The organism is Holdemania sp. Marseille-P2844 (assembly GCF_900120005.1).
Taxonomy (GTDB): domain Bacteria; phylum Bacillota_I; class Bacilli_A; order Erysipelotrichales; family Erysipelotrichaceae; genus Holdemania.
In genome coordinates, this window is the sequence record NZ_LT635438.1 from 1 (window position 1) to 3,978 (window position 3,978).

A 3,978-nucleotide genomic window follows, 5' to 3' on the forward strand; every position below is an offset into this window, starting at 1 on the left:
GGTCACACCTGTTCCCATCCCGAACACAGAAGTTAAGCATTTCCGCGGCGAGAATAGCTATGCCTGCCATAGTGAACGTAGCTCGTTGCCAGGTTCTCCGGTTCCCTTTCTCAGGGAGCCTTTTTTTATTTCTCGCTGGATTGATCCGAAAAGGGGGAAGGAAGCAGTTTGTTTCGTTGAGGAAATCCGGAAGCGCTGGAATGGATTTCCATGCATGTTGAATCAAGGATTCATAAAATAAAAAAATTCTGTGTTCTTTTATTCTGCTTGAACAAGACAAAGCCAGCCTGTTCTGTTACAATAGGAACAGAGGTGATAACGTATGAAAATGGGAACGATTGGCACAGGAATGATAACGGAGTGGTTAAATACCGCATTTCAGGACAATGGTTTGGAATGCACGGCGGTTTACTCCCGCAAAGAAGAAACAGGAAGACGTTTAGCTGACAAATACAACATGCCGAAGGTCTATACGGATCTGGATGCGATGCTTCATGATGAAGAACTTGACTGTATCTATATTGCTTCACCCAACAGTCTGCATTATCCGCAGGCAATGCGTGCTCTGGAGGCAGGGAAAAACGTAATTTTGGAGAAACCGTTTGTTTCTACGATTGAAGAATGCCGGACCTTGATCGACACGGCGAAGAAACATCATCGCTTCTTATTTGAGGCCATTACCGTTCCCTATAATCCGAATTATCAGAAGATTAAGGAACGCATCGGCGATTTAGGATCGCTCAAGATGGTTCAATGCAATTTTTCGCAATATTCAAGCAAATATGACAAATTCAAGAATAATGAAAATCCGAATGTTTTCAATCCGCAGTTCTCCGGCGGGGCGCTGATGGATATCAATATTTACAACGCCCACTTCATTATCGGCTTGTTCGGCGCTCCGAAAGCGCTGCGCTATGTTCCGAATATTGCGGCCAACGGTATTGATACCTCAGGCATTCTCGTCTTTGACTATGACGGCTTCCTGGCCTGCGGCATTGGCTGCAAGGATTCTGCCAGCGAAAATATCTGCCAGCTGCAGGGCGACAATGGATATATCGTCGTTCACAGCGCCTCTTCCATTTGCGCCAAAGCGGAAGTCTGGCTGAAAGGGGCGAAGGAACCGGAAATTATTGACTTGAACGAAGGTCACGGCGGCCATTACTTTGAAGTGAAGAATTTCAAACAGATGATGGAAAACGAGGATTATGACGGCTGTTATCGAATGCTGGAATATTCCTGTCAGGTTATGGAACTGGTTCACAAAGCTCGCTTAGAAGCCGGCGTCCGTTTCGCTGCCGATCAGAAATAAAGCTGTATTCATCCCTGGCAACAGGGATTTTTTGTTTGGCGGACGTACAAAAAAGCTTTGTTTTCAGATGTCCTTCTGCTTTCTGTGGAAAAACAGGTCGGAATACGATACAATAGAAGCCAGATGTGAGCCAGAAGGGATTCCTTCTCTTTTTAAACCGGACTTGAAATGGATGGAGGCTTCGGTTCAGGAATAGAATAAACAAACGGGCTGTATTTTCAGTCTGCCGCATGCCCGTTTCATTCAGTAAGCATAAAGCAAATAAGGGAAATCCTATGGGAGGTATAAGATGACTGGAAGAACAAAAATAATCCGGAAACCATCGCCCTGGCCGATCTTGATCGGAGCTTTGGGGTGGGTGATCGTCTGTCTGATTTTGCCGATGATCCAGCTATGGCATTATCTGATCGCGCTGGCAGCTGGCGGCGGCGCCTATTTTATCGCCCGAAAACGAATTCCGGATCAGGAAATTGAGGTGGCAATTCCGTTGACGCCGTTAGAACAGCAGCAGCTTCAGCAGCTGGAAGCCGCGCGGGCAGCGTTAACCGGTCTGCAGCAGGCATCCGCGAAGATCGACGATCCGGCAATGACGCAGGATTTGCATAAAATTGATTCTGTCTGCCGTCAGATTGTAGACGAAATGGAACAGCAGCAGCGATTTAATGATCAGGCCCGGCGGCTTGTCGATTATTATCTGCCCATGCTGACGAAACTGCTTCTGAACTATGACGAACTGGAAGCAGATCCGCTGCAGACGCAGAACATCCAGCATTCCCGCGAGAATATTAAAAAAACGGTAAAGCTCTGTGCGGAAGCCTTTGTTAAACAATGGGATGATCTGCATGAACATCAGTCGATGGAAATTCAGGCTGACAGCGACGTTCTGGAAACGCTGTTGGTTAAACAGGGGCTTGTATCTCCGGGCGCGAAGGAGGGCAGACGATGAAAATGAATCAGAAAACCGCGCTGCTTCTGGCAATTCTGCTGGTGATCGGCAGCGCCTGGGGGAAAGCACGGCTGACGTTTTGCTCCATGCAGAAGCAGCTGGACGTCATCTATACGGAAGGGATTGATCGTGACGGACAATCTATTGCCCAGGACGTTAAGGAAAAACAGAAGACCGCCCAAAATTGCGTCACGGTAGCTCGCCGATATGATTCCGCAATCAAGGCATCCCTGATCAGCGCCGTGGAAAGCGCTGCCGACGGGTTGGATCAGACCGGGTCGATGGGCGAGTGTCAGCGGTGGGAGAAAAAACTTGACACGGCGTTTACGGCGCTGACCCGCGCGCTTTTACAAGCGCCGCTTACGGAGAAGGATGAGCAGTACGTCATTGGATTTATGGCGGATTATCTGGCCAGTCAGGATCGGATTGAACGAGATCCTTATCATGAAAAAGCGGCGGCCATGCAACAGAATACATCCGGCTGGTTTCCGTCGCTCTTACAGAAATTGACGGCCAGCTCTCTGGATATTTATCAAATTGGAGGATAGTGTATGAAAAAGCTCGCACAGGGACTGATCGCCTTTCTGGCAATGATCGCGGTGAGCGTCTGGACCGTCAGCGCCTTTACTGTACCGCAGCCGTTGGAAAACTTCTATGTTGCTGACTATGCCAATGTGATCAACAGTCAGGACGCGGAGGCAATCCGCACCGTGAATAAAAACCTCGAAGCCCGAAATGGATCGCAGATCGTTGTCGCTACGTTTGATTTTCTGGATGGCGAGGCGATCGACGATGTAGCGTATGACCTGTTTAATGGCTGGAAAATCGGCAGTGCTGACGATAACAACGGCGTGCTGCTGGTCCTGGCGATCGGGGAAGAAGATTATTACTGCCTGCAAGGCAAGGGGCTGGAGAAGACATTGCCGACTTCAGACATTCAGACAATTCTGGATTCCACGCTGGAGCCGGAATTTGCGGCCGGCAATTACAGCAGCGGTGCTTTGAAAACCGTGCAGGCGCTGGCGCAGCGGTTGGAAAAAACAGCGGGAACACCGGTATTGGATCCTTCACAATCCCAGGGCGGAGGCGGGAGCGCGCCGCATTCTGCGCAATCCGCATTCAGCCTGTTTGCCATGATTCCGTCGATCTTTTTTATGATTTTCGTTTTTGTTATCGTCATTGTGGTTTTATCCGTATTTACGCCGCGCCGCCGTCATTACTATGGCGGTCCGGTGTTCCGTCCGCGTCCGCGGCGTTACTATGGTCCGCGCCCGCGCCCGATGGATCCCTGGGGACCGGAACGCCGTCCGCGCGAACCGCGTCCGACGTATCGTTCCCATTCCTCAACCCGCAGTTCCTTCGGCGGGGGATCTGCTTCCCGGTCTTCCGGCGCTGGCCGCTCTTTCGGCGGGGGCATGAATCGCGGAGGCGGCGGAGCCAGCCGCGGAGGCGGAGCGGGACGCCGAAAGTAAAAGCAATCGCAGGGGTTTCACAATCGGTTTAACAGGTTTAAGGCAAAGGCAAGAATCAAACTGCTTCTGCCTTTTTCATTTTACGCCAAACCAAGACCGCTTCCGATCATCGCCGCGGTCTTTCTTTTCGTGTGCCGGGCATGGCATACATCTAGTTGGTGAAAATCCAACCACGGGTATTTACCGCCAAGTGTAGTGAACCACAAGTCGTTAGCAGTGATGTTAAGGGTGAAGGAAGTGGTGTAGCAAAA

5 protein-coding genes are annotated in these 3,978 nt (G+C 50.3%); all 5 read left to right on the forward strand.

The window, feature by feature from the left end:
• Nucleotides 1-241, forward strand: a 241-nt coding sequence (locus BQ7364_RS18240; RefSeq protein ID WP_234973124.1) for a hypothetical protein, incomplete at its 5' end; no start/stop codon positions are given.
• A gap of 81 nt (nt 242-322) precedes the next feature.
• The gene (locus tag BQ7364_RS00005; protein ID WP_072682789.1) at nt 323-1,309 is read left to right on the forward strand and encodes a Gfo/Idh/MocA family protein; all 987 of its coding nucleotides are present in this window, start codon (nt 323-325) and stop codon (nt 1,307-1,309) included.
• Between the two features lie 289 nt (nt 1,310-1,598).
• Nucleotides 1,599-2,255: a 5-bromo-4-chloroindolyl phosphate hydrolysis family protein gene (locus BQ7364_RS00010; RefSeq protein ID WP_072682790.1), complete on the forward strand. Its 657-nt coding sequence runs from the start codon at nt 1,599-1,601 to the stop codon at nt 2,253-2,255.
• Nucleotides 2,252-2,803 (forward strand): hypothetical protein, encoded by a 552-nt coding sequence (locus tag BQ7364_RS00015; protein ID WP_072682791.1) that lies wholly within the window; start codon nt 2,252-2,254, stop codon nt 2,801-2,803. Before BQ7364_RS00010 ends, BQ7364_RS00015 begins: the two co-directional genes overlap by 4 nt.
• 3 nt (nt 2,804-2,806) lie before the next feature.
• Nucleotides 2,807-3,727: a TPM domain-containing protein gene (locus BQ7364_RS00020; protein ID WP_072682792.1), complete on the forward strand. Its 921-nt coding sequence runs from the start codon at nt 2,807-2,809 to the stop codon at nt 3,725-3,727.
• Nucleotides 3,728-3,978: the final 251 nt, after the last annotated feature.

Excerpts from the sequence above, each read along its gene's own strand:
- BQ7364_RS00005 (WP_072682789.1), top strand. The coding sequence starts at position 323 with ATGAAAATGGGAACGATTGGCACAGGAATGATAACGGAGTGGTTAAAT.
- BQ7364_RS00010 (WP_072682790.1), top strand. The coding sequence starts at position 1,599 with ATGACTGGAAGAACAAAAATAATCCGGAAACCATCGCCCTGGCCGATC.
- BQ7364_RS00015 (WP_072682791.1), top strand. The coding sequence starts at position 2,252 with ATGAAAATGAATCAGAAAACCGCGCTGCTTCTGGCAATTCTGCTGGTG.
- BQ7364_RS00020 (WP_072682792.1), top strand. The coding sequence starts at position 2,807 with ATGAAAAAGCTCGCACAGGGACTGATCGCCTTTCTGGCAATGATCGCG.